Source organism: Xanthobacter sp. DMC47 (assembly GCF_056313845.1).
Genome location: NZ_JBQUZM010000004.1, coordinates 1363932 through 1388946 on the forward strand (window position 1 = coordinate 1363932; position 25015 = coordinate 1388946).

The 25015-nt window shown below is 68.7% G+C and carries 29 protein-coding genes; 19 read left to right on the plus strand and 10 right to left on the minus strand.

What is annotated here, in order from left to right; genetic code table 11:
* Nucleotides 1–126: 126 nt before the first annotated feature.
* Nucleotides 127–1218, minus strand: a complete 1092-nt coding sequence (locus tag ACT54R_RS18125; RefSeq protein ID WP_476328593.1) for an Ldh family oxidoreductase — start codon at nucleotides 1216–1218, stop codon at nucleotides 127–129.
* Between the two features lie 250 nt (nucleotides 1219–1468).
* On the opposite strand from ACT54R_RS18125, the gene ACT54R_RS18130 reads away from it, so the two are divergent.
* The 4 genes from ACT54R_RS18130 to ACT54R_RS18145 all read left to right on the plus strand — a co-directional run bounded on the left by ACT54R_RS18130 (nucleotide 1469) and on the right by ACT54R_RS18145 (nucleotide 3920).
* Nucleotides 1469–2506: a GntR family transcriptional regulator gene (locus ACT54R_RS18130; RefSeq protein WP_476328595.1), complete on the plus strand. Its 1038-nt coding sequence runs from the start codon at nucleotides 1469–1471 to the stop codon at nucleotides 2504–2506.
* Nucleotides 2507–2686: 180 nt separating this feature from the next.
* Nucleotides 2687–2815, plus strand: coding sequence for a hypothetical protein (locus ACT54R_RS18135; protein WP_476328597.1), 129 nt, complete (start codon nucleotides 2687–2689; stop codon nucleotides 2813–2815).
* Between the two features lie 26 nt (nucleotides 2816–2841).
* Nucleotides 2842–3396, plus strand: coding sequence for a hypothetical protein (locus tag ACT54R_RS18140; RefSeq protein WP_476328599.1), 555 nt, complete (start codon nucleotides 2842–2844; stop codon nucleotides 3394–3396).
* Nucleotides 3397–3479: 83 nt separating this feature from the next.
* Nucleotides 3480–3920, plus strand: a complete 441-nt coding sequence (locus tag ACT54R_RS18145) for a DUF3775 domain-containing protein (RefSeq protein WP_476328601.1) — start codon at nucleotides 3480–3482, stop codon at nucleotides 3918–3920.
* Between the two features lie 27 nt (nucleotides 3921–3947).
* Here ACT54R_RS18145 and ACT54R_RS18150 read toward each other — a convergent pair whose 3' ends face one another.
* Both ACT54R_RS18150 and ACT54R_RS18155 read right to left on the minus strand, forming a co-directional pair.
* Nucleotides 3948–4370, minus strand: a complete 423-nt coding sequence (locus ACT54R_RS18150) for a SufE family protein (protein WP_168461986.1) — start codon at nucleotides 4368–4370, stop codon at nucleotides 3948–3950.
* A gap of 157 nt (nucleotides 4371–4527) precedes the next feature.
* Nucleotides 4528–5016 (minus strand): DUF5330 domain-containing protein, encoded by a 489-nt coding sequence (locus ACT54R_RS18155; RefSeq protein WP_476328603.1) that lies wholly within the window; start codon nucleotides 5014–5016, stop codon nucleotides 4528–4530.
* 243 nt (nucleotides 5017–5259) lie between these two features.
* On the opposite strand from ACT54R_RS18155, the gene ACT54R_RS18160 reads away from it, so the two are divergent.
* From ACT54R_RS18160 to ACT54R_RS18175, 4 genes are all read left to right on the plus strand, one after another.
* The gene (locus ACT54R_RS18160; RefSeq protein WP_476328605.1) at nucleotides 5260–6735 is read left to right on the plus strand and encodes a sensor histidine kinase; all 1476 of its coding nucleotides are present in this window, start codon (nucleotides 5260–5262) and stop codon (nucleotides 6733–6735) included.
* The gene (locus ACT54R_RS18165) at nucleotides 6732–7424 is read left to right on the plus strand and encodes a peptidoglycan-binding domain-containing protein (RefSeq protein ID WP_476328607.1); all 693 of its coding nucleotides are present in this window, start codon (nucleotides 6732–6734) and stop codon (nucleotides 7422–7424) included. The genes ACT54R_RS18160 and ACT54R_RS18165 overlap by 4 nt, the downstream gene beginning before the upstream one ends.
* Before the next feature lie 14 nt (nucleotides 7425–7438).
* Nucleotides 7439–7780, plus strand: coding sequence for a DUF1491 family protein (locus ACT54R_RS18170; protein WP_476328609.1), 342 nt, complete (start codon nucleotides 7439–7441; stop codon nucleotides 7778–7780).
* A gap of 107 nt (nucleotides 7781–7887) precedes the next feature.
* Entirely contained in the window at nucleotides 7888–8088 is a 201-nt protein-coding gene (locus ACT54R_RS18175) for a hypothetical protein (protein ID WP_476328611.1), read from the plus strand.
* Nucleotides 8089–8106: 18 nt separating this feature from the next.
* On the opposite strand, the gene ACT54R_RS18180 is transcribed toward ACT54R_RS18175, so the two are convergent.
* From ACT54R_RS18180 to ACT54R_RS18190, 3 genes are all read right to left on the minus strand, one after another.
* On the minus strand, nucleotides 8107–8670 hold the full coding sequence (locus ACT54R_RS18180; RefSeq protein ID WP_476329227.1) for a DUF1254 domain-containing protein: 564 nt from the start codon (nucleotides 8668–8670) through the stop codon (nucleotides 8107–8109).
* Between the two features lie 113 nt (nucleotides 8671–8783).
* Nucleotides 8784–9356 carry a DUF1214 domain-containing protein gene (locus ACT54R_RS18185; protein WP_168461992.1) on the minus strand — a complete coding sequence of 191 codons (573 nt, stop codon included), beginning with the start codon at nucleotides 9354–9356 and terminating at the stop codon, nucleotides 8784–8786.
* 90 nt (nucleotides 9357–9446) lie between these two features.
* Nucleotides 9447–10241 carry an enoyl-CoA hydratase/isomerase family protein gene (locus ACT54R_RS18190; RefSeq protein ID WP_476328613.1) on the minus strand — a complete coding sequence of 265 codons (795 nt, stop codon included), beginning with the start codon at nucleotides 10239–10241 and terminating at the stop codon, nucleotides 9447–9449.
* 268 nt (nucleotides 10242–10509) lie between these two features.
* On the opposite strand from ACT54R_RS18190, the gene ACT54R_RS18195 reads away from it, so the two are divergent.
* The 9 genes from ACT54R_RS18195 to ACT54R_RS18235 all read left to right on the plus strand — a co-directional run bounded on the left by ACT54R_RS18195 (nucleotide 10510) and on the right by ACT54R_RS18235 (nucleotide 18076).
* Nucleotides 10510–10836, plus strand: a complete 327-nt coding sequence (locus tag ACT54R_RS18195) for a DUF2849 domain-containing protein (RefSeq protein WP_476328615.1) — start codon at nucleotides 10510–10512, stop codon at nucleotides 10834–10836.
* Between the two features lie 53 nt (nucleotides 10837–10889).
* Nucleotides 10890–12542 (plus strand): nitrite/sulfite reductase, encoded by a 1653-nt coding sequence (locus ACT54R_RS18200; RefSeq protein WP_476328617.1) that lies wholly within the window; start codon nucleotides 10890–10892, stop codon nucleotides 12540–12542.
* Complete coding sequence (locus ACT54R_RS18205) at nucleotides 12529–13026, plus strand: DUF934 domain-containing protein (RefSeq protein WP_476328619.1); 498 nt, start codon at nucleotides 12529–12531, stop codon at nucleotides 13024–13026. Before ACT54R_RS18200 ends, ACT54R_RS18205 begins: the two co-directional genes overlap by 14 nt.
* 6 nt (nucleotides 13027–13032) lie before the next feature.
* Nucleotides 13033–13743, plus strand: a complete 711-nt coding sequence (locus tag ACT54R_RS18210) for a phosphoadenylyl-sulfate reductase (RefSeq protein ID WP_476328621.1) — start codon at nucleotides 13033–13035, stop codon at nucleotides 13741–13743.
* 115 nt (nucleotides 13744–13858) lie between these two features.
* Complete coding sequence (locus ACT54R_RS18215) at nucleotides 13859–14875, plus strand: sulfate ABC transporter substrate-binding protein (RefSeq protein ID WP_476328623.1); 1017 nt, start codon at nucleotides 13859–13861, stop codon at nucleotides 14873–14875.
* A gap of 105 nt (nucleotides 14876–14980) precedes the next feature.
* The gene (gene cysT / locus ACT54R_RS18220; RefSeq protein ID WP_168461998.1) at nucleotides 14981–15835 is read left to right on the plus strand and encodes a sulfate ABC transporter permease subunit CysT; all 855 of its coding nucleotides are present in this window, start codon (nucleotides 14981–14983) and stop codon (nucleotides 15833–15835) included.
* On the plus strand, nucleotides 15832–16758 hold the full coding sequence (gene cysW / locus ACT54R_RS18225; protein ID WP_476328625.1) for a sulfate ABC transporter permease subunit CysW: 927 nt from the start codon (nucleotides 15832–15834) through the stop codon (nucleotides 16756–16758). The genes cysT and cysW overlap by 4 nt, the downstream gene beginning before the upstream one ends.
* Nucleotides 16755–17798, plus strand: a complete 1044-nt coding sequence (locus ACT54R_RS18230; RefSeq protein ID WP_168462000.1) for a sulfate/molybdate ABC transporter ATP-binding protein — start codon at nucleotides 16755–16757, stop codon at nucleotides 17796–17798. The genes cysW and ACT54R_RS18230 overlap by 4 nt, the downstream gene beginning before the upstream one ends.
* 92 nt (nucleotides 17799–17890) lie before the next feature.
* Complete coding sequence (locus tag ACT54R_RS18235; protein ID WP_476328627.1) at nucleotides 17891–18076, plus strand: hypothetical protein; 186 nt, start codon at nucleotides 17891–17893, stop codon at nucleotides 18074–18076.
* A 31-nt stretch (nucleotides 18077–18107) separates the two neighbouring features.
* Here ACT54R_RS18235 and ACT54R_RS18240 read toward each other — a convergent pair whose 3' ends face one another.
* Both ACT54R_RS18240 and moaA read right to left on the minus strand, forming a co-directional pair.
* The gene (locus ACT54R_RS18240; protein WP_476328629.1) at nucleotides 18108–19109 is read right to left on the minus strand and encodes a DMT family transporter; all 1002 of its coding nucleotides are present in this window, start codon (nucleotides 19107–19109) and stop codon (nucleotides 18108–18110) included.
* 271 nt (nucleotides 19110–19380) lie between these two features.
* Nucleotides 19381–20415, minus strand: a complete 1035-nt coding sequence (gene moaA / locus ACT54R_RS18245) for a GTP 3',8-cyclase MoaA (RefSeq protein WP_476329229.1) — start codon at nucleotides 20413–20415, stop codon at nucleotides 19381–19383.
* A gap of 247 nt (nucleotides 20416–20662) precedes the next feature.
* On the opposite strand from moaA, the gene ACT54R_RS18250 reads away from it, so the two are divergent.
* Together ACT54R_RS18250 and ACT54R_RS18255 are read left to right on the plus strand one after the other, a co-directional pair.
* On the plus strand, nucleotides 20663–21040 hold the full coding sequence (locus tag ACT54R_RS18250; protein WP_476328631.1) for a gamma-butyrobetaine hydroxylase family protein: 378 nt from the start codon (nucleotides 20663–20665) through the stop codon (nucleotides 21038–21040).
* 115 nt (nucleotides 21041–21155) lie between these two features.
* Nucleotides 21156–21911 (plus strand): DUF1223 domain-containing protein, encoded by a 756-nt coding sequence (locus tag ACT54R_RS18255; protein WP_476328633.1) that lies wholly within the window; start codon nucleotides 21156–21158, stop codon nucleotides 21909–21911.
* Nucleotides 21912–21965: 54 nt separating this feature from the next.
* Here the strand turns inward: ACT54R_RS18255 and ACT54R_RS18260 are convergent, their stop codons facing one another.
* Entirely contained in the window at nucleotides 21966–23138 is a 1173-nt protein-coding gene (locus ACT54R_RS18260) for an acetyl-CoA acetyltransferase (RefSeq protein WP_476328635.1), read from the minus strand.
* 87 nt (nucleotides 23139–23225) lie between these two features.
* Nucleotides 23226–24923 (minus strand): formate--tetrahydrofolate ligase, encoded by a 1698-nt coding sequence (locus tag ACT54R_RS18265; RefSeq protein ID WP_476328637.1) that lies wholly within the window; start codon nucleotides 24921–24923, stop codon nucleotides 23226–23228.
* Nucleotides 24924–25015 lie beyond the last annotated feature (92 nt).

A 25015-nucleotide genomic window follows, 5' to 3' on the forward strand; every position in this document is an offset into this window, starting at 1 on the left:
GAAAGTGAAATCCAAGAGGCCCACCATGACAGCGGTTCGCGGACAGGTCCTGCGGGACAGCCTGCTCTTCCTCACCGCCTACGGCATCATCGTCGCGGCGGTCATCTTCGGCTGAAAGGCCTGAGCTTAAACGGCTTTCGGCCGGGTAAGGCCGAATCGCGCGGCGAGGCGGTCAAAAGCCTCGGCGGTGGCGGGATCGATGGGAATGCCGTCCCGGCGGCGCTCGTCTGCCACCTTCCATTCCCGGTCGCCCGGCGCCATCACCATATCTCCCGGCGCCGCACGTGAATTGCGCAGGGTGTGCCGATAGCGCTGCATGGCGGCGTCGAACTCCTCCACCGGCAGGAAGGCCCCCGGCTTCATCGCCATCACGAAGGCCCCGACATTGCGCGGGGTGCCGAAATCCGGACCGCCCATGGGCGCGATGTCGAACGACAGCCGCGCGCCGGCCAGAACCGCGCTGAACACCTCCACCACGCCGGCCAGGGCCGCCCCCTTGAAGCCGAAGGCCGCCCCCAGCGGCGCCAGCATCTCCACCTTGTGCGGATCGGTGGTGTCGAAGCCGTCGCCATCGGAGGCGACTTCCGGCGGCAGGGATTGCTCCAGACTGCGGTAGAGCAGCACGCGGTTATAGGGGACAGCGCTGGTGGCCATGTCGAGGAACCACGGCGCCTCACCCTTCACCGGAACGCCCATGGCGATGGGATTGGTGCCGTGAAAGCGCTCCGCGCCGCCGTGCAGGCGCACGAAGCTGTCCGAATTGCAGAAGGCGAGACCGATGAAGCCTTTTTCCGCCGCCGCCAGCGCATAGGCCCCTGCAGCGCCGAAGTGGGACGAATTGCGGATGGCTACTGCGCCGATGCCGTAGAGGGCAGCGTTTTCCATGGCCCGTTCCATGGCCGCATAGGCAGCGCGCGCGCCGTGGCCGTGGCCGGCATCAAGCGTCGCCACCGCCGCCGCGCCCGCCCGGAAGTCGAGCGTGGGACGACCGTTCACCCGCCCGCCCTCGATGACGGTCACATAATGGTCGAGCAGCCGCACACCGTGGCTGTCCACCCCGAACCGCGAGCCGTGCAGCATGGCGCGGGCCGCCGCCTCGGCACTCGCCGGATCCGCCCCCGCCGCCGCGAGGGCCGCCGTGCAGAAGGCGAACAGCGCGTCCTCCCGGTGCCGTTCGAGGGAGCGGACAGGCGAGGGCGCGGGAGCAGGCGCGGACATGAGGGCAATCCTTGGGGGCAAACTTCGGGGTGGCGCTCAGACGTCGCCACTCAGTGTCTTATGTATGCACTGGACAGTAGAGGTGTAAACTTCTTTCATACCGCACTTGGTGCGGCATCGGGTCAGCCGGCAAACCATCGGGCAACCCGTTGGATAGCTTGGCACTTGCCCGTTGGTGGGGCACCTTGCCGCCGGGCCGTGACCGGTGCGGCGGAAACGACGGATGAGAGGCGTGAGCGGACGGAACGCGATGACTGACACCGCCACCGCGGCCCCGGCCAAGCCGACGCCCGGTGACGAAGGCCCCGCGCGCCCCGTGGCCGGCATCGCCCCGCGCCTGCACGAACGTGCCTTCGACATCCTCGCCGCGCAGATCGCCTCCGGCGCGCTCGTCCCCGGCGAGCGGCTGCTGGAATCCCGCGTGGCCGAGCGATTCGGCATCTCCCGCGCGCCGGCGCGGCAGGCGCTGGCGCGGCTGGAACGGGTGGGGCTGGTCAGCCGCAGCGACGGCCACGGCTTCGAGGTGATGCCCCTTGCGGGGCCAGCGCCCGCCGTTTCCTCGAAGGGCGTCAATGATGAGGCGCCGATCCAGCTCGCGCCCGAATCAACCTGGCAACGCATCTATGCGGACGTGGAACAGGAGGTGGTCTCGCGCACCGCGCTCGGCGCCTTTCGCGTGGTGGAGAACCATCTCGCCGCTTATTACGGCGTGAGCCGCACGGTTGCGCGCGAGGTCCTGTCCCGGCTCAACCAAAGGGGCGTCGTGCGCAAGGACAGCCGCCTGCACTGGTACGCCCCGGCGCTGACGCCCGCCTATGTGGCGGAGCTGTTCGAAATGCGCGCCATTCTGGAGCCGGCGGCGCTGCGGCTCGCCTTCCCGCGCCTTGCTCCCGGCCAGGTGGCGGCGCTGCGGGCAAACCTGCGCGATGCCGCCGCCCATCCCGACGCCGTGGACGGCGCCCGCCTCGGCGCGCTGGAGAACGAACTGCACGTCGGCCTGCTGGGCCGCTGCGGCAATGCCACGCTGATGGAGGCGCTGGCCATCTGCCAGACGCTGCTGGTCGCCCTCACCTTCCTCTATGCGCGCGCCCCCCAGCCCCACGGCCGCGAGCCCTTTATCGGCGAGCACCTCGATGTGGCCGAGCGTCTCGCAGCGGCGGACGTGGAGGGTGCTGCGGACGCCCTGCGGGACCATTTGCGGGGATCGTTCGGCCGCGCCGTGGAGAGGCTCGACCGGGTGCGGCGGGAGTTCTCCCCGGGCCCCCTCCCCTATCTCTCGCCGCTCTGAGCCCCTCACATCGCCGTGACAGGTCTTCCGATCGCGCCAAAACGGAACATTTCTTGATTTGAACGGGTGGCGAAGCGCGCGAACCCGGGTAAGATCACATTGTTCGTCGGCGCATCGGTCGCACCATCCTTTCGGAAATGTGCGGAAAACATGAGCTCCGGCGTGGTGGTGGAGGATTAAATGTCGTCCCTCGTTGCCGGTTCCGCCCTCGTCCTCGCTGGTCTTGCCGCGGTTGCGCTTGCGCAGCTCGCCGCCAAGCAGAGGCAGATGGTACCGGTGCGCGTGCGCGCCCGCCGCACCCATCGCTGAGGCGCGACGCGTCCGAACCTTCCGCCGTGACCCCGGCAGCCGGGCCTGATCCCGCAGGCTTCCCCATCGAGATTCGCGTCGAGCGGGTTCCGCAGCTCTTCAATATGCTGGACCCGTTTCCCTTCCGGGAACGCGACCTCGATACGGAGGCGGAAGCGTTCATCGTCGACTGGGCACGCGAGCTGCCACGTGGCGCGGCCCTCTCAATCGTCGTCCATCTGCCGCACGACGAGGCGGCAACGAGCGAGGCGGCGGGCCTGCCCGACGCCATCCGCGGCTATTTCGCCCTGAGGGCGCGGGCGCTTTCGGCGGAGCTGTCCGAGTTGTTCCGGGTCGGCCGCGTCTCGCTTGCCATCGGCATCCTCGTGCTGGCGCTCTGCCTCGGCATCGCCCGCCTCATCGCCGAGCCGCGGCTGGAAAACCTCGCCAGCCTTGCGACCGAGGGCCTGGTCATCCTCGGCTGGGTGGCCCTGTGGAGGCCAATGGAAATCTTCCTCTACGAGTGGTGGCCTGTCGCCGGGCAGCGCCGCCTCTACCAGCGCCTTGCCGCGGCCAGCGTCATCGTGCGCCCAGTGCCCTGATCGGGCACCGGGAGGAACAAGGCCGGCGGCAGGCGATTTCCCCTTGGACACGCGGGGCTTCCCCCCGCGACAAGGAGGCCCCCATGGCGCTCAACGCAGCACCCGACGACGATCTCGTCACCCTCAGCATCTCGCCCGAAACCGTCTGCTACATCATCGTCAAGGCCCGCGCCCGCGACGCGAAGGATGCGGTGACGGACCCCGATCCCGGCTCCGACGGCCCGGACGACGGGATGCGCGAAGTGCTTGAGGACCACCCCGACGACCCGGTGGACGAGGAACTGGCCGGCGCCATCACCGCGCTGAACGAGGACCAGCAGATCGATCTCGTCACCCTGGCTTGGCTCGGCCGCAGCGACGAGGATGTCTCCACCTGGGACGCCTTGCGTGCCGAGGCGGCGGCAAGCCGCGACGTGTCCGCCGCGCGCTATTTGCTCGGGATGCCGCTGGTGGGGGATTATCTGGAGGAGGGCCTCACCCGCCTCGGCTATTCCTGTGCCGATATGGAGCTTGGCCGGCTGTGACGCCGGCCGCTCTCGGCCGGTTCCGCGTCAGGCGACCGCCATTGCGTTGCGGGCATGGCCACGAATGCGCTCGACCATGGACCTCAGCCCGTTCGAGCGCTGCGGCGTCAGATGCCCCTCTAGGCCGATCTGCCGGAACACGCCGAGGATATCGGTCTCCATGATCTCCTTGGGGGTGCGTCCGGAGACAAGCGCGAGCAGCACCGCCACGAGGCCGCGCACGATGTGCGCATCGGAGTCGCCCTCGAACTCCAGCAGCGGGCCGGATGGGGTCTGCTTCACGTGCGAGATCAGCCACACCTGGCTGGCACAACCCTGCACCTTGTTGATGTCGTTGCGCTCGGCCTCGGGAAAGGGCGGCAGCTTCTTGCCAAGCTCGATCACATGCCGGTAGCGGTCTTCCCAATTGTCCAGAAATTCGAAATCCGCAATCAGATCGTCAGCGTTCATGAGGCCAATTCCTCGTCACCAGTTGACGGCCGGGAAAAAAGGCGCGGCCGCCTGTCCTTGCGCTGCAGCATAGCACAGCCGGCAAGCAATGCCTGCCTAATCCACATCCCGAACATGGTACCGGATTGGCACGGCGCAAGCCTTCGTGCCGGCGTCCTCAAGCCGGACGGCGGGGCGGCAGCGGCGGCAGGGGCGTCGGGGTCATGGTCTGCGCCGGCTGTCCGGCCACGGGCTGGAAGCCCTGCGGCACCACGAGCTTGGCCGCGTCGCCCCCGCCCCACAGGGGCATGAGATCCTGCGGCGTCAGATCGAGGGCACTGCCCTTCTCCGCCGAGCCTTTGGCCGGCTGGGCCGGTGCCGCGCCGGAGACAGGCGCGGGAGGAGCGCCTTCGTGATGGCCGATGGACTCATAAACCCAGCGCACGCCCACCTGGGCCTTCTCCACCAGGTGCCCGGCCATCTGCCCGCCCACCGCGCACGCCTGAGGCTGGCGATCGCAGAAGCCGCGCAGGTCCGCCACCAGCGCCTGGGCGGCGCCGAAGGCGTCGAACACGCTCACGTCCCGCCCGTCCGTGCCCTTGAGGCCGAAGGGGAGGAGGAGCAGGACGAGGCCGACCCAGAAGGCAAGGCGGAACAGGAAGAACATCGCTCCCTCGTGAAACGGCCGCGAAGCTGAATTCGCACCCTTCGACATTACCACCGGCGCGTCCGCGCGTGAGCCGCCGCGCGCCGGTCATGCCCCGACTTTTCAAGACATCGTTAACGCTGACGGCGCGCGATCCGCGCCGGCTTAGCGTTCGCTTAAAGCCCGCCGTGGCAGGATTTTGCGAAACGTCATGCCAGGGCGGCGACGCGCGCTGGCGAATTACGGCACTTGACAGGGGGCGACGTGGCTCACGTCTTCGGCGATGCAGCGGCCGGTGCGCGGCCCGTCCCGGCCCGCGACGGCGGGGACCGGGAGGCGCTGCCGCGCCTTGCCGGGCTCGGCCGGCTCACCGGCGCGGTGCTGAGCGGCCTCGGCCTGCTCGGTCTCGGCTCCGGCGGGCTGGTGCTGCTCGCCGAGGTCTCGGGCCTTGCCACCGGCGGCCTTCTCAACGCCACCACCCTGCTCGCCAGCGGCTTCGTCTGCGCGGCCCTCGCAGCGGTGGCGGGCGGCCTCTCCCGCGCCGCCACCAAGGCGAGCGCCGCTCCACCATCGGACATGCTGCTCGTGACCTGCCATGGCCCGCGCGGCGAGGTGGTGCGGGTGGAGCGCCAGGGCGGCCCCTTCGCAGCATCGCCGGTCGCGGCCCTTGAGGGCATGGCCCTGTTCGAGCGCGTCCTGGTAGCCGATCGTCCCGCCTTCCTCTCCGCCGTGGAAGCGGCCTCGCGCGGCCGTGCCGCGACACTGGAGCTGCGCCTGCGCTGCGATGCGGCCGGCGACGGCGCGCCCGCCTTCCTCGCCGCCGAGGTCCGGTGCCGCGCCATGCGGGGCGGCATGGTGCGCGTCTCCTGGCGGGCCCCCTGGCAGCAGGCGCAGACCGAGCAGATGAAGGCGGAGCGGCAGAAGGCCGACGCTGCCGCCCGCGCCCGCGCCGAGGCAGAGGCCGCCAATGCCGCGAAAAGCCGCTTCCTCGCCGCCATGAGCCACGAGCTGCGCACGCCGCTCAACGCCATCCTCGGCTTCTCCGAATTGCTCGCCACGCCCACCGGCACCCCGCTGGATGATGCCCGCAAGGCCGACTATGCCCGCATCATCCACGAGAGCGGCCAGCACCTGCTCGGCCTCGTCAACGACATCCTCGACCTGTCACGGGTGGAGGCCGGCGCCTATGTGCTGGAACGCGAGGCGGTGGATGTGGGCGCCCTGGTCGCCGGCTGCGCCGAGATGGTGGCGCTCGATGCCGAACGCACCGGCGTGAGCGTGAAGACCAAGGTGCCGGCGCGCCTGCCCCTGCTCGACGCGGACAAGCGCGCCCTGCGCCAGATCGTGCTCAACCTGCTCTCCAATGCGGTGAAGTTCACGCCCGCCGGCGGGCGGGTGCAGGTGGGGGTGCGGCTGCAGGGAGACGAACTCATCATCCGCGTCCGCGACACCGGCCCCGGCATGCGACCGGAGGATGTGGCGCGCCTCGGCGAACCCTTCTTCCAGGCCGGCGACTGCATCCAGAAGTCACGCGGCTCGGGCCTCGGCATCGCAGTGGTGAAGGGGCTGGTGAAGCTGCATGACGGCGACGTGCGGGTGGAAAGCGCGCTCGGCCGGGGGACCAGCGTTTCGGTGAGCCTGCCGGTGGCGGCAACAGCTGAAGCGAGGGGACAGGGACAGGGGGTCATTGCGCCGTTTCCGGCGCGGATCGAAGACACACGGGCAAAGAGGACAGCATGAAGCTGGAAACGGCCACCGCAAACGCAGCGCCCCCGGAACTCGCCGAGGCCGCCGAGGCGGAGGAGACCGCGCGGCAGGCGCGCCGGCTGCGCCGTCTCGACGTGATGGCGGCGCTGGTGGCGCTGGCGGGCAGCGGCGCCTTCCTCGCTAACGTCCTCGTCCTTCAGACGGCGCCGCCGAGCGCACCGCTGCCCATGGCGCGTCCGGCCGGAGCCGGCAAGATCAACCACACCACCGTCCCGCTCACAGCCACGGGCACGGGAACCGCGACCGCCTCCGCCCCGGCGCCCGCGGGCGGCGCCACCAGCGGCTCGCTCGGGTATCTCTCCATCCGTACCTCGGTGACGGGCACCGCTGCCCCGCTTGTCCCGGCCACCGGCGCGCGCTCCGCCGATGCCCGCAGCGAGCCGCCTCCCGCCCGTCCGCCCGCCGGGCTCGCGCCGGCCGGAGACATCACCGGGGCCGTGCGCCCGCCGGCGGACGTGGGTGCCTCGCCGCGCATCCTGTCGGTGCAGAAGGCGCTGGCGAAGCTCGGCTACGGCCCGCTGAAGGTGGACGGCCGGCCCGGCGGCGAGACCCGGGCGGCCATCGTGCGCTTCCAGCGCGATCGCAACCTGACCGCCGACGGCGAAATTACCGACAAGCTGGTGCGCGAACTGGGCGCTGTTTCCGGCATGGCGCTGAACTGATGGCGCGTCCCTGAATGCGCCTCAAGAGCGCGATCTTCGTCTCCGCCCTCATCCGCCGCTGCCAGGTGGAAGGGGCTTTCGCGGCCCTGCTGCGCAAGGGAGCGGAGGAAGCCGGCGCCATCTTCGTGAAGGTGGCCCGTCTCGACGGCACCGCCGCGCTCTACGGCCCGGCGCCGCAGACCGCCTTCGATGACGCCTTCCCGGCGGACCGCAGGTTCTCCGTCCTGGTCGCACCCGGCAGCCCGGAGGCGGATGCCGACGCCCGGATCGCCCGGGAGGCGAAGTTCGATCCCGACATCTTCGTGCTGGAGATCGAGGACCGCGCGGGGCGGCACTTTCTGGACCTGGTGGACTAGGAGGGGTCGCCCCTTCCTTAACGGCCGGTTCACCAAACGTTAAGCTTCACGAAACCATAAGGACCGCTGCGACGTTGTGATCACGGCTCTCGATGGAGGATCAGGGCATGAACACGGTCATTGCGTTTCCCGACACGGCCCGCCAGCCGGCGCGGCGCGGATCGTCCCGCCCGGATCGCGGCACCAGCCGACCGGAAGGGGCGGAGATCGTCATCCTGCCGGTGGTTCGCATCGAGCGGCACGTCTCGGCGCTGCCCGGACCGACGCCCGAGACGGGCTCCCTCTTCCGGCCGCGCCTCAGCCACTGAATTCCGGCAAACGCCGCGTCAGTTCAACGGCGCGCAGGTCGCGGCTTCGAGCTGCCGGCGTACCAGTTCCCGCATCCCGCGCTCGCGCACGAACGCGCGCACCGCGACGATCCCCTCACGCGAGGGGGATTCGATCACCAGCCGGTCGGCGGCGGTGATTTCTTCATCCTCGGGCAGGGCCGCCTTCTGCTTGGTGGTCATCAGGTCCAGTTCGATCACCTTGCCGGCCGCCTGGTCGCTCAGCGCATAGAAGGCGAGCGCCTCCGAAGTGTAGAAGGAGACGGAGGTGTAGTCGGCGGTCGCCGGCACGCGCACCTTCAGCGGCGCCCCCGACAAATCATAAAGACAGACGGCCGAGATGAAGGCCGGGTCCGTCATGGGCAGCGCCTGCTCCTGCGGGGTCGGGTCCGGCAGCAGGGTCAGCACGTTGGATTCCATCAATTCGGAGAGCCGCGCATAAGCGTTGCGCTCGGCCAGCGCCGGCATGGCGAGGATGGAAACGATATGGGCGATGGCGCCCAGCACCACCGAGAAGGCGATGAACAGCAAAAGCTGCCCCGGCGTGCCGAGGCGCGGCCGCACGAAGCGTGGCCGCGCGACGTGCGGACGCGGCAGCCGCGAGAACCAGCGGCCGATGAGCCGCCCGCCGCGCGCCGCGACCTCGGATGCCTCCCCCCGCAGATCACCGAGGGTGGTCACAGGCAGGCCTCCCGCGTGATGCGGGGCAGCACGGCGGCATCGGCGCCCGAGGTGAAGGAGAAGGGCGCATCATAGAGCCGCAGCGCCACTTTCAGCCGCGGCCGAGCTCCGGTGGGCAGCCAGTTGCCGGTGCGCGCGCGGGGCGAGAGCCGTACGTCGATGGCGCCGTTGTCGCGATAGACCACCTCGGCGCTGGTGAAGCCGAAGCGCCCGGCGTCGTTGGGAATGAGATTGCCGTCCTGGTCGGTGACGGTGAGCGTCCACAGCCGCGCCTGCGGCAGCACGCCGACAATGCGGGTCTCGCAGCGCCCGTCCAGCGGGTTGCCGGCATCATCCGTGGTGGCGAGGAAGACGAGGCCGTCGGCGAGTTCCAGCGGCAACTCCCCCGACCGCGCGACGAAGGCACGGGCATAGGGGTCGGCCTTCGAGGTGCCGGACCGCGGCCAGCCTTCCCAGGCGCCGACGCGCACGCTGTCGAGCCCCCGCGAGTGGGTCACGGAAAACCACGTGACGCCCAGCCCGAGGATGGTGGCGATGAGGAGCGTGAAGGCGAGCGGCAGTAGGCGCACGGGAGGTCCGAAGCTATCCGCCCCTATCTAGCCCACAAAGCTGGCGCGGGCAAAAGCCGGTGCCGGGCGGGCCAGACTTGCCCTCGAAGCTCATTTGCCCTCGAAGCGCGGCGGCGTCTTCTGCACGAAGGCTTTGGCGCCGGCGGCGAAATCCTCGGTGCGGGCGCTGGCGATGAAGGCGTCGCGCTCGGCATTGAGCTGCTCGGAGAGGCTGTGGCCGAAGGACGAGCGCAACAGGTGCTTGATGCGGCCATAGGCCAGCGTCGGCCCCTCGGCGAGGCGCTTCGCCAGCTTGTCGGTCTCCGCTGCGAGTTCGGCGGCCGGCACCACCTTGTTCACGAGGCCGAGCCGCAGCGCCTCGTCCGCCTCCACCGTGTCGGAGAGAAGCGCGATCTCCATCGCCTTGCGCAGCCCCACCACCCGCGGCAGCGAGAAGGTGGAGGAGCCGTCCGGCGAGGTGCCGATGCGAGTGTAGGCCAACGTCATCTTCATGTCGTCGGAAGCGATGGCGAGGTCGGCGGCCAGCGCCACCGAGACACCCGCCCCGGCCACTGCGCCGTGCAGGCTGGCGATCACCGGCGCCGGCATGGCGGCCAAAGCCAGAATCGCGTGGTGGAACGGCTCGATGATCGCGCTCACCACCTTGGGCGCATCCGGCCCCGCCGCGTGAAATCGCGCCACATCGCCGCCGGCGAGGAACGCCCGCCCCTCGCCCGAGAGCACCACGACGCGCACGGTTTCGTCTCGACTCACCTTGTCCACCGCCGCCGCGAGGGCCAGCACGGACGCCTCGTCCAGCGCATTCAACACGTGGGGACGGTTGAACCGGATGCGGGCAATCCCGTCCGCGATATCGAGGCGGACAGGGCTGTTCTCGGGCGTCATGGGCTGTTCCTCGGACGATTCTTGTCTGGCCGCGCGGGCGCGGGCCATCCCGCCAAGCTGCCAAAGGTACCCGCGCGCAGCAAGCCGGACCGAGGGGCGGAACCGCGCACCTTTTAAGTCTACTAATTCAGTCGATTTTACAATGTCGTGTGTGGGTTATTTCCCTATTGCGCATCAAAACGCGGTAATTTAGATTAAGACATAAGTTTTCTGGATAATTAGCGCTCTCCCGCTGTGAGTTGGGAATATGGGGCGCACGGAGCACGCCATGACCTCGCCTTTGCAGCGCAAGCTGAAGATCGCCGGCCCCACAGTTGTCACCGCCAACCGGCTCGCCGATGGCGCGGTGGTGTGGCTGAGCCCCGCCGGCGGCTGGACCGACAGCATCGGGGCGGCGGCCGTGGGTTCCACCAGCGAGGACGTACTCCGCCTGCTCGACATCGCCCATGGCGACGAGAACACAGCCGTCGGCGCCTACCCGGCCCCGGTCCGCATCGCTGCGGATGGCACGATCGAGCCGGCGAACCTGCGTGAGCGCATCCGTGTGAGCGGCCCCACCGTCGCGTTGCCGGCCGGCGCCTCCGCGGCCGCCTGAGGCCAGCGCACCGCCGCTCCCGCATCTGCCGATATCGAGCCCCGAGCCCCATCATGTATGTCTATGACGAGTTCGATCGCGCGTTTCTTCAGGAGCGCGTCTCCGAGTTCCGCGATCAGGTAGAACGTCGCCTCGCGGGCGAAGTGAACGAGGAGGAGTTCAAGCCGCTCCGCCTCATGAACGGCGTCTACCTTCAGCTCCACGCCTACATGCTTCGGGTGTGCATCCCCTACGGCACCCTCTCGGCGCGCCAGCTGCGCGCGCTGGCGGCTGTGGCGCGCAAGTATGACCGGGGCTACGGGCATTTCACCACGCGGCAGAACATCCAGTTCAACTGGATCAAGCTCGCCGAGCTGCCGGACGCCATGGCCGACCTCGCCGAGGTGGGCATCCACGGCATCCAGACCTCCGGCAACTGCATCCGCAACACCACCACCGACCCGTGGGCCGGCGCCGCCGCCGACGAGGTGGAGGACCCCCGCCTCTATGCCGAGGTGATCCGCCAGTGGTCCACGCTGCACCCGGAATTCACCTACCTGCCGCGCAAGTTCAAGATCGCCATCACCGCGGCGAAGCACGACCGCGCCGCCATCCGTGTCCATGACGTGGGCCTGCGCCTGCACAAGCGCGACGGCAAAACCGGCTTCGAGGTGAGCGTAGGCGGCGGGCTCGGCCGCTCGCCCTATATCGGCAAGACCATCCGCGACTTCCTGCCCGAGGAGGACCTGCTCTCCTATCTGGAAGCGATCCTGCGGACCTACAATCTGGGCGGCCGGCGCGACAACATCTACAAGGCGCGTATCAAGATCCAGGTCCACGAGATGGGGGCCGAAGCCTTCGCGCAGAAGGTCGAGGCCGAATGGGCCGAGATCCGCGACGGCGCGCTGAAGCTGGACGCGGCGGCCCTCGACGCCATCCGCGACCGCTTCCTGAACCCCGCGCTGGAAGATCTGGACGACGCGCCGGCGGCGCTGACCACTGCGCTGGCCGATCCGGACTTTGCCCGCTGGCACGCCAATTCCGTCGCCCCACACAAGGCGAAGGGCCACGCCATCGTCACCCTGTCGCTGAAGCCCGTAGGCGGCCCGCCCGGCGACGCGACGGCGGACCAGATGGACGCCATCGCCGACCTCGCGGATCAGTACGCCTATGGCGAGATCCGCGTCGCCCACGAGCAGAACCTCACCTTCCCCTATGTGCGCCAGAAGGATCTTCCGGCCCTGTGGGCGAAGCTGAAGGCCATCGGCGTCGCGACCCCGAACGTCGGGCTCATCTCCGACATCATCGCCTGCCCCGGCCTTGATTACTGCTCGCTGGCCAATGCGCGCTCCATTCCCGTCGCGCAGAAGCTCACCGAACGGTTCGCGGACGATGCCCGCATCGCCGACATAGGCCGGCTGCATCTCAATATTTCCGGCTGCATCAATGCCTGCGGCCACCACCATGTGGGCCACATCGGCATCCTCGGGGTGGAGAAGAAGGACGAGGAGTTCTTCCAGATCACCCTCGGCGGCAAGGGCAATTCCAAGGCCCGCATTGGTGAACTGATCGGCCCGGCCGTGTCCGAGGGCGAGGTGGTCGACGTGGTGGAGCGACTGGTGGAAACCTATCTCGACCTGCGCACCTCGCCCGCCGAAACCTTCATCGCCGCCGTCCAACGGCTCGGCATCGACCCCTTCAAGGAGCGCGCCTATGCCCCTCGTTAAGAACGGCGCGCCCGCCGCGGACCTCTTCACCGCCGTCGCCGATGACGCGCCCCTGCCCGACGGGCCGGTGCTTGTTTCCGCCGAGCGCTTCCTGAAGGAGGCCGACGCGCTCGTCGCGCGCAACGACGAGATCGGCGTGCTGTGGCCCAACAACAAGGATGTGGCGGAGCTGAAGCCCTACCTCTCCCGCCTCTCCGTGGTGGCGCTGACCTTCCCCAAGTTCCGCGACGGCCGCGCCTACAGCCAGGCCCGTCTGCTGCGCGAACGCTACGGCTTCAAGGGCGAGCTGCGCGCCGTGGGCAACGTGCTGCGCGACCAGGCGCTGATGATGGCGCGCGCCGGCTTCGATGCCTTCGCCTTCGAAAAGTCGGCTGACGCCGAAGCCTTCAACAAGGCGCTTGCCACCTATTCCCACTTTTACCAGCCGACCGGCGACGGGCGGGCCACTGCCCGCGACGTGCGTGTCGCGCGTGCGGAGGGATGATCTGAGATGAACGCCCTTGAGCGGGCCGCTCCCCGCCTCGATCTCGACGCGCTGAACGCGCGGCTGGAAAACGCCTCGCCGCTGGACGTGATCGCCGCCGGCCTCGCGGCCTTTCCCGGCCGCATCGCCGCGGTGTCCTCGTTCGGCACGGAATCGGCCGTGCTGCTGCACATGATTGCGCAGGTGGATCAGGCGACCCCGATCCTCTTCCTCGATACCGGACACCTGTTCGAGGAGACGCTGGCCTATCGCGACACGCTGGCCGGCCACCTCGGCCTCACCAACGTGCAGACCTTCTCGCCCGATCCCGCCGCGCTCGCCGCGCGCGATCCGGAGCGGGGCCTGTGGTCGGACAATGCGGACGCCTGCTGCGCCCTGCGCAAGGTTGAGCCGCTGGCGCGGGCCCTCGCCCCCTACGGCGCATGGTTCAACGGCCGCAAGCGCTACCAGGCCTCGACCCGCACCGCCATCGCCCTGGTGGAACAGGACGGGGAGCGGGTGAAGTTCAATCCCCTCGCCGCCATGGGCCGTGACGAACTCGTCGGCTACATGGACGCCCACGGACTGCCGCGCCATCCGCTGGAGAAGCACGGCTTCGCCTCGATCGGCTGCATGCCCTGCACCTCCCGCGTCCAGCCGGGCGAGGACCCTCGCGCCGGTCGCTGGCGGGGCAAGGCAAAGACCGAATGCGGTATCCATTTTGGCGATGGGATTTGAATTTAATTCCATCGAATTTGTGATATATGGGTTGACCAGTCGTCAGGCGGGTGCAATTGTTCGTCATATCGAACGATTGATCTAAATGACGAACGAACTCGCCGGAGGTCTTCCCATGTCGTCTCGCCGCACGTTCCTGCGCACCGGCCTTGCCGCCGCCACGGCGCTCGCGCTTTCGGCCGGCGCCGTCGCCGCAGCGGACATCACGCTGCTGAACGTCTCCTACGACCCCACCCGCGAGCTTTATGTGGACGTCAACAAGGCGTTCGCGGCCGAGTGGGCGAAGTCTCACCCCTCCGACACGGTGAAGATCAATCAGTCGCACGGCGGCTCCGGCAAGCAGGCACGCTCCGTCATCGACGGGCTCGAGGCCGACGTGGTGACGCTGGCCCTCGCCTACGACATCGACGCCATCGCCGAGAAGGGCTACCTCGCCGCAGACTGGCAGAAGCGCCTACCGGACAATGCTTCGCCCTACACCTCCACCATCGTCTTCCTGGTCCGCAAGGGGAACCCCAAGGGCATCAAGGATTGGGACGATCTGGTGAAGCCCGGCATCAAGGTGGTGACCCCCAATCCGAAGACCTCGGGCGGCGCCCGCTGGAACTATCTCGGCGCCTGGGGCTACGCGCTGAAGAAGAACGGCGGCGACGAGGCCAAGGCCAAGGACTTCGTGAAGGCGCTCTACAAGAACGCCCCCGTTCTGGACACCGGCGCCCGCGGCGCCACCGTCACCTTCGTCGAGCGCAACATCGGCGACGTTCTCATCGCCTGGGAGAACGAGGCCTATCTCTCGGTGAACGAGCTTGGCCCCGACAAGTTCGACATCATCACCCCCTCCGTCTCCATCCTCGCCGAGCCGCCGGTGGCCGTGGTCGACAAGGTGGTGGACAAGAAGGGCACCCGCGCCATCTCCGAAGCCTACCTGAAGTTCCTCTACACCCCGGCCGGCCAGGAGATCGCGGCGAAGAACTATTATCGCCCGCGCGACGAGCAGGTGGCGGCCAAGTACAAGGACAAGTTCGCGAAGGTGGACCTGTTCACCATCGATCAGGTCTTCGGCGGCTGGCAGAAGGCGCAGAAGACGCACTTCTCCGACGGCGGCGTGTTCGACCAGATCACCGGCAACTGATCCTGCCAACCATCCATCCTGCGGCCGCCACCTTCGATCCTGAGGGCGGTGGCCGCGGCCTTTAGAACGAGCGACGCAGAAGCGTCGCCGGATTATAAGCCTTCCATGAGCGCCTCATCGTCCCGCCTCAGATTCCGGCAGCCGAGCGTGATCCCGGGCTTCGGCCTCACGCTGGGCCTCACCTTGACGTGGCTGGGGCTCATCGTCCTGCTGCCGCTGTCGGCGCTCTTCATCAAGACGAGCGAACTGTCGCTGGAGCGCTTCATCGCCATCGTCACGGCGACGCGCACGCTCCATGCGCTGCAGGTGTCGTTCGGCCTCGCCTTCGTCGCGGCCCTCATCAACATGGTGTTCGGCGCCATCGTGGTGTGGGTGCTGGTGCGCTACGACTTCCCCGGCAAGAAGGTGGTGGACGCGCTCATCGATATCCCCTTCGCGCTGCCCACGGCGGTGGCCGGAATCGCGCTCACTTCGCTCTATGCGGAAAACGGCTGGGTCGGCGCGCTGCTCGCGCCGCTCGGCATTCAGGTGTCCTTCACCCCGCTCGGCATCCTCGTCGCCCTCGTCTTCATCGGCCTGCCCTTCGTGGTGCGCACCGTGCAACCGGTGCTGGCGGACCTCGACCAGGAGCTGGAGGACGCCGCCGCGAGCCTCGGCGCCACGCGCACGCAGGCCCTGATCCGCGTTGTGCTGCCCTCGGTCTGGCCGGCGCTGCTCACCGGCTTCGCCCTTGCCTTCGCGCGGGCGGTGGGCGAATACGGCTCCGTCATCTTCATCGCCGGCAATTTGCCGGGCGTATCGGAGATCGCGCCCCTGCTCATCGTCATCCGGCTGGAGGAGTTCCGCTACGCGGACGCCACCGCCATCGCCACCGTGATGCTGGTCGCCTCCTTCCTCCTGCTGCTCATCATCAACCGCCTGCAGCGCTGGGCGGAGCTGCGCGGGAGCAAGCACGGATGAACGCCCTCGATCAGACCTCCGGCCATGCCGTTGCTCACGGCGCCAGCGAGGGCCTGCCCTCGGCACTGGAGCAGTCCCACACCTATGCCACGCATCGCGGCCGACCGGTGCGCACCGAGCCGCGAGCAGTGCGGATTGCCCTCACCGTCATCGCCCTCGCCTTCCTTGGCCTGTTCATCGGCCTGCCGCTGGTGACGGTATTCTACGAGGCGCTGAAGCGGGGCTGGCAGGCCTATGTGGCGGCGCTCGTCTCTCCGGACGCCCTGGCCGCCATCCAGCTCACGGTCATCGTCGCGGCGATCTCGGTGGTGGCCAACCTGCTGTTCGGTCTCGTCGCCGCCTGGTCCATCGCCAAGTTCGAATTTCCCGGCAAGACCTTCCTCATCACACTCATCGACCTGCCCTTCTCCGTCTCGCCTGTCGTGGCGGGCCTCGTCTATGTGCTGCTGTTCGGCTCGCAGGGCCTGTTCGCCGCCTACCTTCAGGCGTGGGACATCAAGATCATCTTCGCGCTGCCGGGCATCGTGCTCGCCACCATCTTCGTCACCTTCCCCTTCGTGGCGCGCGAATTGATCCCGCTGATGCAGGAACAGGGCACGGCGGAGGAGGAGGCGGCCATCTCGCTCGGCGCCTCGGGCCTCTCCACCTTCTTCCGGGTGACGCTGCCCAACGTGAAGTGGGCGCTGCTCTACGGCGTGCTGCTTTGCAACGCGCGGGCCATGGGCGAATTCGGCGCGGTCTCGGTGGTGTCCGGCCATGTGCGCGGGCTTACCAACACCATGCCGCTGCACATCGAGATCCTCTATAACGAGTACCAGTTCGTCGCCTCCTTCGCGGTGGCGTCCCTGCTGGCGCTGCTGGCGCTCGTCACGCTGATCGCCAAGACCATTCTCGAACACCGCCTCGCCGAGGAAGACAGATGACCATCGACGTCGTCGGCGTCACCAAGCGCTTCAAGACCTTTGCCGCGCTCGACAATGTGAGCCTCACCATCCGCACCGGCGAGCTGGTCGCCTTGCTCGGCCCCTCGGGCTCGGGCAAGACCACGCTGCTGCGCATCATCGCCGGCCTCGAATGGCCGGATTCCGGCGAAGTCCGGTTCGACGGCGAGGATGCGCTCTCCCGCTCGGTGCGCGAGCGCAATGTGGGCTTCGTGTTCCAGCACTACGCCCTGTTCCGGCACATGAACGTGTTCGAGAACGTGGCCTTCGGCCTGCGCGTGCGCCGGGGTGCGGACAAGCTGCCAGAAGCGGCCATCCGCGAGAAGGTCAACGAGCTGCTCTCTCTGGTGCAGATCGACTGGCTGGCCGAGCGCTACCCCGCCCAGCTCTCCGGCGGCCAGCGCCAGCGCGTCGCGCTCGCCCGTGCGCTCGCCATCTCCCCCAAGGTGCTGCTGCTGGACGAGCCGTTTGGCGCGCTCGATGCCAAGGTGCGCAAGGAGCTGCGCCGCTGGCTCCGCCACCTGCACGAGGAACTGCCCGTCACGTCCGTGCTCGTCACACACGATCAGGAAGAGGCGCTGGAGCTGGCCGACCGTGTGGTGGTGATGGGCCATGGCAAGATCGAGCAGGTGGGCTCCCCCGGCGAGGTCTACGACAATCCCGCCACCGCCTTCGTCCACGACTTCATCGGCGAGACCATCGCGCTCCCCGGCGAGGTGAAGGGCGGCGCGCTCTATCTCGGTGGCCGGCCGCTTGGCCTCGATCCGCAGGGCGTCGCCGACGGGCCGGCCCGCATTCTCGCGCGGCCGCATGACGTGGATCTGGCGGACCCCTCATCGACCGCCATCTCCGGCAAGGTGCTCTCCGTGCGCACCTTCGGCCCGACGCGGCGTGCCGATGTGGAACTCAGCGGCAGTTCCGGCCCGGTGGTGGTGGAAGCCGCAGTGCCCCACGGCCAGGACCTCGCGCCCGGCACCGAAGTCGGCCTCAAGCCGCGCCGCTACAAGGTATTCGCCGCCTGAGCGGGCGGCCGCGGCACGTTTTCGCCATCACGACGTGCTGACGTACGGAGCATGGGGCGCACAATCGCGCCCCCTGACCGGAGTTTCCCGCCGTGCCGCCGTTCGTCGTCGTTGCCCTGGGTGCCATCGGCGCCGTGGCGCTCGCCAAGCTGATCTCGTCCGAGACGCGCCGGATCAACGAGGCCCTGGATCGCCGCCGGAAGGCGGAGGCCGGTGACCTGAAGACGGTGCGGCTGGAGCGCGATCCCGCCACCGGCGAATACCGCCCGCGCGGCTGACGCGCCCGCCGTCCTCTCTTTCGATCTGATTTCAGTCCCGAGACGGCGCGCAGGCTGCGGCCGGCTGGCAGCTGCCCGTGGCGAGACCGACGGCAGTGAGCTTGCGCTCGTCCTGCGCCGCGCGCCGCGCCGCACGGCTTTTCGCATGCTCGCGCTGGATGGCGTAGAGCCCCGCCCCCACCACCAGAACCATGCCGACGCTGGTCCACGCATCCGGCAGATCACCGAACACGAAGTAGCCCGAGACAAGCGCGCCGAACACGAGGAGGTAGCGCATGGGCGAGAGGGAGGCGATGGGCGCGTTTCGGAAGGCGAACACCAGCATCAGCGTGCCGCCGCCAAACGCCACGGCGGACGCGACCACATAGGCCAGCACCGGCGTGGAAGGCACCTTCCAGCTTTCGAACGGCGCGAGCAGAGCGGCTGCGAGGCAGAAGACCACGGAGCCGGTGAGGCCCACCACCGCGCCGGGAATCTCCGGCCCGATGCTGCGGGTGGAGATGTCGCGCGCCGCGCCGGTGAGGGCGGCCATGAGCGGCAGCAGGGCGATGAGGCTGAAGGTGGCGGGGTCGGGCCGCGTCACGATCACCGCCCCGCAGAATCCGACGATGATCGCCGACCAGCTGCGCCAGCCCACCTTCTCGCCCAGCAGCGGCACGGCCAGCGCCGTGGTGATGAGCGGCGTCGCCATGTAGATGGTGGTGGTGGAGGCGATGGGCATCACCGCCAGCGCGGCGACGTAGACGAAGGTGGTCACGGTATCGAGCGAGGAGCGCACCAGCACGCTGCGCCGAAACATGTAGCGCAGCGCCAGGAGATCGCCCGAGGCCACGATCAGCCCGAAGAACAGGAAGCTCACCATGGCGGTGCGCAGGCCGAGCCCCTCGCTGAGGGGCACCTCGCGCAATGCGAGCTTCATGAAGGTGTCGTTGGTGATGAACAGCGCCATGGAGCAGACCATGGCGATGAGGCCCTTCACCGCCGAGACCGGCAGGTGGGTGGCAGGGCGCTGCGCGGCCGCCTGGATGCTCATGCCCTCACTCCCGCGCCGGAGCGGCGAACGGAACGAACCATGGCGCCGGCGCAATCCCGGGGCAGTGTCACGTCGAACCTCGTAGATAGCGGGCGTCGGGGTGCGCCCCAAAACCGGCTTCAGGCCGTTGATTTATCTTCTCGGCCAGATGTAGCTGATTTCGGGTAAAGACGCCCTGCGCTTTGCGCCGGCTCTCGCACGGGAGCCCCTCGCGTGCGGCATGGCGCCGCCACCTCTTCGCCGCAATCTCGGCGGAACGCGCCGCCGCGCTTCAGCCGCCGGTGGTGCTCATGTGCCGCCCAACCGCGGGCTGGCGGGTCTTGCGGTCGATCACGAAATCATGGCCCTTGGGCTTGCGGAAGATGGCGTCGTCAATGGCCCGATGCAGCAGGGCGTCGTCGGCAGAGGCACGCAGCGGCGCGCGCAGGTCGGCGGCATCCTCCTGGCCGAGGCACATGTAGAGGGTGCCCGTGCAGGTCACGCGTACCCGGTTGCAGCCCTCGCAGAAATTGTGCGTCAGCGGCGTGATGAAGCCCAGCCGCCCCCCGGTCTCCTTCACCTCCACATAGCGGGCGGGACCGCCGGTGCGGTAGGCGATGTCGGTGAGGGTGAAACGCTCGGTAAGCTTTTCGCGCACGGCGGAGAGCGGCAGATACTGATCCACCCGCTCCTCCCCCACTTCTCCCAGCGGCATCACCTCGATGAGGGAGAGGTCGTGGCCCTCGCCATGGGCCCATTCCATCATGGAGCCGATCTCGTGCTCATTCACGTCCTTGAGCGCGACGGCGTTGATCTTCACCTTGATGCCGGCCGCCTGCGCGGCCTTCACGCCCTCAAGCACGCGGGCAAGATCGCCCCAGCGTGTGATGGCGCGGAACTTGGCCGGGTCCAGCGTGTCGATGGAGACATTGATGCGCTTCACCCCGCAGGCGGCAAGATCCGCCGCGTGCCGGGCAAGCTGCGAGCCGTTGGTGGTGACGGTCAATTCGTCCAGCCGGCCACTTTCAATGTGGCGGGAGAGGCTGCGGAACAGGGTCATCACGTCCCGCCGCACCAAAGGCTCGCCGCCAGTGAGGCGCAGCTTGCGCACGCCGCGCAGCACGAAGGCGCTGCACAGGCGGTCCAGCTCCTCGAGCGACAGCAGATCCTGCTTGGGCAGGAAGGTCATGTGCTCGGACATGCAATAGACGCAGCGGAAGTCGCAGCGGTCGGTGACGGAGACGCGCAGATAGGTGACGGCGCGGCCGAACGTGTCCACGAGCGGGCCGGCCTGCTGTGCGGCGGCCACCCCCGGACGGTCGATCAGATCCCTGAGAAGATCACTCACCACGCCACTCCCGAACCAGCCTTGCGTCTCCCGCGCCTAACCCTTCCCGCCGACTTGAGCCGGTCTCGAGGCAGCCCAGCGCCCCGGATGCGGCAGACGGCGGGCTTCGACGCTCGCCCTATATATCGTATGCAGGAGCGAGATGGATAGGGTCGCCGCCCGAACACGATGCCGTGTGAAATCAAAAGGCTCGGCCTTTCGCCCGATCGAAAAAGGACATCACGAAATGGCTCCCGCCTCTGCCCCCGCCGCCGCTCCCTGGCCCACCGAACTGCGCGTCATCGACGACCGCCACACGCTCTCCGTCACCTTCGAGGACGGGGCGAAATTCACCCTCCCCGCCGAGTATCTGAGGGTAGAAAGCCCCTCCGCCGAGGTGCAGGGCCACCAGCCGGAGGAGAAGATCACCGTACCCGGCAAGCGGCAGGTGCGCATCGCGCAGGTGGAGCCGGTGGGCAATTACGCCGTCCGCCTCATCTTCGACGACGGCCACGGCACCGGCATCTACACCTGGGACCTGCTCTACAGCTACGGCGTGAACCAGGAGGACAAATTCGGCGCCTATCTCAAGGCCCTGGAGGCGCAGGGGCTCGCGCGCGGGTGAGGGCCGCATGCACGATGCCGTGAGGGCGTAACCCGCAGGCACCGCAGGACGAAGGAGGACCGGGAGCGCCCGGTGGAAGCCTCATGTGGGCGGCATCCCGCAGGAGCCCCGCGCCATGGCCGAAACCCCCTCCACCTCCTCGCCACCGCCGCGCGAACCGCGCCGTCCGCCTCACGCGAAATGGGCTGCGTTCGCCGCGGGCGCGGCCATTCTGGCGTCCCTTCCGTGCGGCCCCGCCTCCGCCGAAACGCGGCAGAAACTCACGGTGGTGGAGCTGTTCACCAGCCAGGGCTGCTCCTCCTGCCCGCCGGCGGACGCCAACCTCATCGCCCTCACCCGCCGGCCGGACGTGCTGGCCCTGAGCTTCAGCGTGACCTATTGGGACCGGCTCGGCTGGCGCGACACATTCGGCAAGCCGGAATTCACCCAGCGCCAGTACACCTACGAGCCGATGCTCGGCGAGCACGGCCCGTTCACGCCGCAGATGGTGGTGAATGGGCGCCTCAGCCGCGTCGGCTACAGCCTGCCCGACATCGAGCGGGCGATTTCCTCCGCGGGTCCCGTCGTCGGGCCGGAAGTCGTCATCGGCCCCCGCGAGGTGGCGATCGGGTCCGGAACCGCGCCCGCGACGCCGGCGGACGTGTGGCTCGCGGAGTACGAACCCGGCGTCATCGAAGTGCCCGTCCGTCGCGGCGAGAACGCCGGCCGCACCCTGCCCCATGCCCGCGTCGTGCGGCGCCTGGAGCGGCTCGGCGGCTGGACCGGCACGCGCGCCCATTACCCCCGGCCGGAAGCCGCGCCCGGCCTGCGCACCGCCATCCTCGTACAGGCCCCGTCCGGCGGCCCCATCCTCGCCGCCGCCACCGAATGAAAACGGGCGGCCCAAGGGCCGCCCGTTCGATCTCTCAGATCTGAGAACTACGTCTCACTTCACCCGTTCGAGGATGGAGACGTAGTTGGCCACGGCAGCGCCGCCCATATTGAAGACGCCGGCCACCTTCGCGCCGTCGATCTGCATGTCGCCGGCCTCGCCCATGAGCTGCATCGCCGAGAGGACGTGCATGGAGACGCCGGTGGCGCCGATGGGGTGGCCCTTGGACTTCAGCCCGCCCGAGGCGTTCACCGGCAGCTTCCCGGTCTTCTCGGTGATGCCCTCGCGCACCACCTTGTAGCCTTCGCCGGGCTTGGCGAGGCCCATGGCCTCGTACTCGATCAGCTCGGCCACGGTGAAGCAGTCGTGGGTTTCGACCAGGCTGAGATCGTCCAGCGTGAGGCCGGCCTTCTCCAGCGCCTTCACCCAGGCGCGCCGGGCGCCCTCGAAGGCGATGGGATCGCGGCGCGACATGGGCATGATGTCGTTGACATGGGCGCGCGAGCGGAAGGCGACGGCGCGGCCCAGCGTCTCCGCCACATCAGCCGAGGCGATCACCAGCGCCGCGGCGCCGTCCGAAACCAGCGAGCAGTCGGTGCGGCGCAGGGGACCGGCGACGTAGGGGTTCTTCTCGGAGATGGTGTTGCAGAACTCGAAGCCGAAATCCTTGCGCATCTGCGCATAGGGATTGGCGACACCGTTCTTGTGGTTCTTGGCGGCGATGCGGGCGAGCTCTTCCGAGCGATCGCCATAGCGCTGGAAATAGGTCTGGGCGATGCGGCCGAACACGCCGGCGAAGCCGCCTTCGATGTCCGCCTCTTCCTTGCGGTAGGAGGCGTTGAGCAGGATGTCGCCCACCTCGGCGGTGGGCTTGGCCGTCATCTTCTCGGCGCCTACCACGAGGGCGATGCGGCCCTGCCCGCTCTCGATGTAGTTGAGCGCCGAATGGATGGCGGCCGAGCCGGTGGCGCAGGCGTTCTCCAGGCGCACGGCCGGCACATGGGCCAGCTCCGGCACGGAGAGGGCCGGCATGGCACCCTGGAAATCCTGCTTCTGGAAGCCGGCGTTGAACACGCCCACGTGGATGGAATCCACATCCTGCGGGGACAGGCCCGCATGCTCGATGGCGGCACCGGCCACCCGGCTCATCAGGGCCTCGGTGTCCGCGTCCTCAAGCTTGCCGAAGGGCGAATGCGCCCAGCCCACGATGGCGGCCTTGCTGTCCATGCTCGTCTCCCGCGGCGTGACACCGCTTTGGTTTTGATGGCGTTCAGATAGGGATGCGCGGCGCCTTGTGCCACCGCCGCGTTGAGATCACGACAGGCCGGCGATGAAGCCGTCCGGCATCACGAAGATGTCGTGGGCAGCCGGCGCGGAGGGCAGGCCCGGCATGGTCATGATGTCGCCGGCGAGCGCCACCACGAAGCCGGCACCGGCGGACAGGCGCACCTCGCGAATGGGCAACGTGTGCCCGGTGGGCGCATTGCGCGCGGAGGGATCGGCGGAGAAGGAATACTGCGTCTTCGCCATGCACACGGGCAGGTCGCCGAAGCCCGCCAGCTCGTATTCCTTGAGCTTTGCCGTCGCGGTGGAGGAGAATTCGACCCGCTCGGCCCGGTAGATCTCGCGGGCGATGGTCTCGATCTTCTCCCTGAGCGGTAGCTCCGAGGGATAGAGGTATTCAAACTTCGGCCGGCGGGCGAGAAGGTCGAGGACGGCGCGGGCGAGGTCCAGCGCGCCCTCCCCGCCCCGGGCCCAGTGGCCGCAGGGGAAAACATCGACACCTTCCGGCGCCAAAGCGGCGCGCACCGCCTCCAGCTCCTCAAGCGTATCGCCGGTGAAATGGTTCAGCGCGACCACCACGGGCAGGCCGAACTTCTTCAAATTCTCCACGTGCCGCTTGAGGTTGCCGCACCCGAGCGCCACCGCGGCCGCATCCGGCGTGCCGAGCTCCTTGAGCGGGACGCCGCCGTGCATCTTGAGCGCGCGCACGGTGGCCACCACCACCGCTGCCGAGGGCACGAGCCCGGCCTGCCGGCACTTGATGTCGAGGAACTTCTCCGCGCCCAGGTCGGCACCGAAGCCGGCTTCCGTCACCACCACGTCGGCGAGGCCGAGGGCGGTGCGCGTCGCCATCACCGAATTGCAGCCGTGGGCGATGTTGGCGAACGGTCCGCCATGGACGAGAGCCGGCGTGCCCTCCAGCGTCTGGACGAGGTTCGGCTGGAACGCGTCCTTGAGCAGCGCCACCATGGAGCCGACGCCGCCCAGTTCCTCCGCCCGCACCATGCGGCGGCCGCGGGTCTGGCCGATGACCATGCGCGAGAGACGCGCCTCCAGATCGGCGAGGCTGTCGGCGAGGCACAGGATGGCCATCACCTCGCTCGCCACCGTGATGTCGAAGCCGTCCTCGCGCGGATAGCCGTTGGCGGGGCCGCCGAGGCCGATGGTGATCTGGCGCAGCGCCCGGTCGTTGAGATCCATCACCCGGCGCCAGCTGATGCGCCGGGCGTCGAGGTCGAGGGCATTGCCCCAGTGGATATGATTGTCGATCAGCGCCGACAGCAGATTGTGCGCAGCGGTGATGGCGTGCAGGTCGCCGGTGAAATGCAGGTTGATGTCCTGCATGGGGATGATCTGCGCCCGTCCGCCGCCGGTGGCGCCGCCCTTGGCGCCGAACACCGGGCCAAGGGAGGGCTCGCGCAGGCAGACCGCCGTCCGGGTGCCGAGCCGCGAGAGGGCGTCGCCGAGGCCGATGGTGGTGGTGGTCTTCCCCTCCCCCGCCGGCGTGGGATTGATGGCGGTGACGAGCACGAGCTGGCCGCGGGGGCGCGATTCGGCCTCGGCCACGAAGTCGAGGCTGATTTTCCCCTTGTGCGGGCCATAGCGATAGAGCGCGTCCGCCGGAATGCCGAGGGTCGCCGCCACGTCCTCTATGGGGCGCGGCGTGACGCTCGCGGCAATGGCCGCGTCGGATGTGGGGTCGAGCGGTCGGGCGCTTCTGTCATGCATGGATCGGTCCCCAAACGGGCGCCGACCCTAACGGCTCGGCCCGCGACTGAAAAGCGCGGGCCGGGGCAAAATTGCCTTGCCCCCGGTTTCGG

Excerpts from the sequence above, each read along its gene's own strand:
- ACT54R_RS18125 (WP_476328593.1), bottom strand. The coding sequence starts at position 1,218 with ATGTCCGCGCCTGCTCCCGCGCCCTCGCCTGTCCGCTCCCTCGAACGG.
- ACT54R_RS18130 (WP_476328595.1), top strand. The coding sequence starts at position 1,469 with ATGACTGACACCGCCACCGCGGCCCCGGCCAAGCCGACGCCCGGTGAC.
- ACT54R_RS18135 (WP_476328597.1), top strand. The coding sequence starts at position 2,687 with ATGTCGTCCCTCGTTGCCGGTTCCGCCCTCGTCCTCGCTGGTCTTGCC.
- ACT54R_RS18145 (WP_476328601.1), top strand. The coding sequence starts at position 3,480 with ATGGCGCTCAACGCAGCACCCGACGACGATCTCGTCACCCTCAGCATC.
- ACT54R_RS18150 (WP_168461986.1), bottom strand. The coding sequence starts at position 4,370 with ATGAACGCTGACGATCTGATTGCGGATTTCGAATTTCTGGACAATTGG.
- ACT54R_RS18155 (WP_476328603.1), bottom strand. The coding sequence starts at position 5,016 with ATGTTCTTCCTGTTCCGCCTTGCCTTCTGGGTCGGCCTCGTCCTGCTC.
- ACT54R_RS18165 (WP_476328607.1), top strand. The coding sequence starts at position 6,732 with ATGAAGCTGGAAACGGCCACCGCAAACGCAGCGCCCCCGGAACTCGCC.
- ACT54R_RS18170 (WP_476328609.1), top strand. The coding sequence starts at position 7,439 with ATGCGCCTCAAGAGCGCGATCTTCGTCTCCGCCCTCATCCGCCGCTGC.
- ACT54R_RS18175 (WP_476328611.1), top strand. The coding sequence starts at position 7,888 with ATGAACACGGTCATTGCGTTTCCCGACACGGCCCGCCAGCCGGCGCGG.
- ACT54R_RS18190 (WP_476328613.1), bottom strand. The coding sequence starts at position 10,241 with ATGACGCCCGAGAACAGCCCTGTCCGCCTCGATATCGCGGACGGGATT.
- ACT54R_RS18195 (WP_476328615.1), top strand. The coding sequence starts at position 10,510 with ATGACCTCGCCTTTGCAGCGCAAGCTGAAGATCGCCGGCCCCACAGTT.
- ACT54R_RS18200 (WP_476328617.1), top strand. The coding sequence starts at position 10,890 with ATGTATGTCTATGACGAGTTCGATCGCGCGTTTCTTCAGGAGCGCGTC.
- ACT54R_RS18205 (WP_476328619.1), top strand. The coding sequence starts at position 12,529 with ATGCCCCTCGTTAAGAACGGCGCGCCCGCCGCGGACCTCTTCACCGCC.
- ACT54R_RS18210 (WP_476328621.1), top strand. The coding sequence starts at position 13,033 with ATGAACGCCCTTGAGCGGGCCGCTCCCCGCCTCGATCTCGACGCGCTG.
- ACT54R_RS18215 (WP_476328623.1), top strand. The coding sequence starts at position 13,859 with ATGTCGTCTCGCCGCACGTTCCTGCGCACCGGCCTTGCCGCCGCCACG.
- cysT (WP_168461998.1), top strand. The coding sequence starts at position 14,981 with ATGAGCGCCTCATCGTCCCGCCTCAGATTCCGGCAGCCGAGCGTGATC.
- cysW (WP_476328625.1), top strand. The coding sequence starts at position 15,832 with ATGAACGCCCTCGATCAGACCTCCGGCCATGCCGTTGCTCACGGCGCC.
- ACT54R_RS18230 (WP_168462000.1), top strand. The coding sequence starts at position 16,755 with ATGACCATCGACGTCGTCGGCGTCACCAAGCGCTTCAAGACCTTTGCC.
- ACT54R_RS18240 (WP_476328629.1), bottom strand. The coding sequence starts at position 19,109 with ATGAGCATCCAGGCGGCCGCGCAGCGCCCTGCCACCCACCTGCCGGTC.
- ACT54R_RS18250 (WP_476328631.1), top strand. The coding sequence starts at position 20,663 with ATGGCTCCCGCCTCTGCCCCCGCCGCCGCTCCCTGGCCCACCGAACTG.
- ACT54R_RS18255 (WP_476328633.1), top strand. The coding sequence starts at position 21,156 with ATGGCCGAAACCCCCTCCACCTCCTCGCCACCGCCGCGCGAACCGCGC.
- ACT54R_RS18260 (WP_476328635.1), bottom strand. The coding sequence starts at position 23,138 with ATGGACAGCAAGGCCGCCATCGTGGGCTGGGCGCATTCGCCCTTCGGC.
- ACT54R_RS18265 (WP_476328637.1), bottom strand. The coding sequence starts at position 24,923 with ATGCATGACAGAAGCGCCCGACCGCTCGACCCCACATCCGACGCGGCC.